This window comes from Marinagarivorans sp. (genome assembly GCF_982758155.1).
This window is the reverse complement of record NZ_CEXWTU010000190.1, coordinates 1-2,161: the sequence shown is the minus strand read 5'-3', so window position 1 is coordinate 2,161 and position 2,161 is coordinate 1. Positions and strand designations below refer to the sequence as shown.

General features: G+C 45.7%; 3 protein-coding genes. All 3 read left to right on the top strand.

The genetic code is table 11. The annotated features are described in order from the left end of the window. On the top strand, positions 1-1,063 hold a 1,063-nt coding region (locus AC3A8L_RS16535), incomplete at its 5' end, for a class I tRNA ligase family protein (protein WP_487963377.1). Continuing rightward, on the top strand, positions 1,056-1,589 hold the full coding sequence (gene lspA / locus AC3A8L_RS16530) for a signal peptidase II (RefSeq protein WP_487963376.1): 534 nt from the start codon (positions 1,056-1,058) through the stop codon (positions 1,587-1,589). The genes AC3A8L_RS16535 and lspA, both read left to right, overlap by 8 nt. Next, a complete protein-coding gene (locus AC3A8L_RS16525) occupies positions 1,582-2,031 on the top strand; it encodes an FKBP-type peptidyl-prolyl cis-trans isomerase (RefSeq protein WP_487963375.1) in 450 nt (149 codons plus the stop codon). Before lspA ends, AC3A8L_RS16525 begins: the two co-directional genes overlap by 8 nt. Positions 2,032-2,161 lie beyond the last annotated feature (130 nt).

Here is a 2,161-nt window from a genome sequence, read left to right as displayed (position 1 = left end):
TGGTTCTGCACCTTATAAACAAGTGCTGACGCACGGTTTTGCGGTCGATCAAAACGGTCATAAAATGTCTAAGTCTGTTGGCAATGTGATGTCGCCGCAAACAGTCTTTAATGATTTGGGTGCGGATGTACTACGTTTGTGGGTGGCCGCGACCGACTTTTCCGGTGATATGAGTGTTTCGGATACCATTTTGAAACGTACCGCTGATTCTTACCGCCGCATTCGCAATACGGTACGCTATTTAATGGCGAACTTGGGTGGCTTTAATCCCGAGGTTGATGTTCTGCCGGCGAACGATTTAGTCGCTTTAGATGCGTGGGCCGTGCAACGTACTGCGACACTGCAAAAAGAATTACTCGCTCATTATGAGCGCTATGAATTACATCAAATTTACCAAAAGCTACATAATTTCTGCATTGTAGATCTTGGTGGCTTTTATTTGGATATCACCAAAGACCGCGTTTATACCACTCCGGAAAAAAGCATAGCTCGCCGCTCGGCACAAACGGCGCAATATCATATTATTCAAGCGCTCGTACGTTGGATTGCTCCGATACTCTCTTATACCGCCGATGAAATTTGGCTGGCGATGCCGGGCGAAAATACCACGCCGGTTTTCACCGAAACTTGGTATACCTTACCCGATTGCAGTGCTAATGCGTTGACCCCTGAAGTGGTTGATCTATTGGCTAGCGTGAAAGGCGAGCTGAATAAAATACTAGAACAAAAGCGCAGCGACGGCGAGATTGGTAAATCATTAGAAGCCGAAGTAACACTTTACTGCGGTGATGAATTGCAAAGTGTATTAGGTTCATTAAAAGATGAGCTGCGCTTCGTTTTGTTAGTCTCTAAAGTAACGCTAGCGGCTAAAGGCGATGCTGAAAATGCAGTGGATACTCAAATTGATGGCTTAACCATTGCCGTGGCTAAAACGGCATCCACAAAATGTGTTCGTTGTTGGCATCATAGCGACAGCATCGGCCAGCATTCTGAGCATCCCGAACTGTGTCATCGCTGCGTGACTAATATTACAACTGAAGGTGAGGAGCGTCACTATGCCTAAATTTATGGATAGATTGCCTACGGCGATGGCCGCTTTTTTGAGTTTATCGGCTGTGATTGTGGGCTTTGACTTATGGACCAAGGCGTACGCTGTTGCCGCCTTGCAAACCGAGGGTGTTACTTATCCTGTTATCGCCGATTATTTTAGTTTTACTTTGCGCTATAACCACGGTGCAGCTTTTAGCTTCTTATATGATGCCGGAGGATGGCAGCGTTGGTTCTTCGCCATTATTGCGGCTGTAATGAGTGTTGTTCTAACCGTTTGGTTATCGCGTATCGCAACCCAGAAGCGTTTGGAGTCTTTAGGGTTGGCGCTAATTTTAGGTGGTGCAATAGGCAACCTTTATGATCGCGTTACACTCGGTTATGTTGTTGATTTTATCGATTTCTATTATCAGCAATATCACTTCCCCGCTTTTAATATTGCAGACTGCGGTATTACCTGTGGCGCAGCACTCTTAATTTGGGATGCAATGTTTGGTGCAAATAACAAAAAGGAAGCCGCTGAGGAGTCCTCGAATGATTGATTTAGCGATTGCTGATGCGACTAAAGTCACACTGAATTTTTCGTTGTCGCTTGAGGATGGTACGGTTGTGGATAGCAACCATGGCGAAGACCCGGTTACCTTCACCGTAGGCGATGGCAACTTGTTGGAGGGCTTTGAAAAAGCCATGTACGGTTTACGTGCTGGCGACGAGCGTGAAATTTCCATTCCACCCGAACAGGGTTTTGGTCAGCCAAACGAAAATAATGTGCAGGAAGTGCCTGTGAGTGATTTTCCCGAGGATATGACATTGGACGTGGGGTTAATGTTGTCGTTTTCGGATGCTCAAAACACGGAGTTGCCTGGGGTTATTAAGGCGCTTAAGGGTGATGTTGTTTTGGTCGATTTCAATCACCCATTAGCTGGGCGGATATTGCTATTTAAAGTGCATATCCATTCTGTGAGCCCGTCTGTGACACATTAGCGTTTTTAGCTTTCTGTGATATAACTCTGAAAACCCACAATAGTGGGTTTTCTTTTGGTAACTATTCAGCCATAAACAAATAGGCCGGCAAACTGATCATTTTCTGGGCCGTTCAAGCCATCCATGGGCA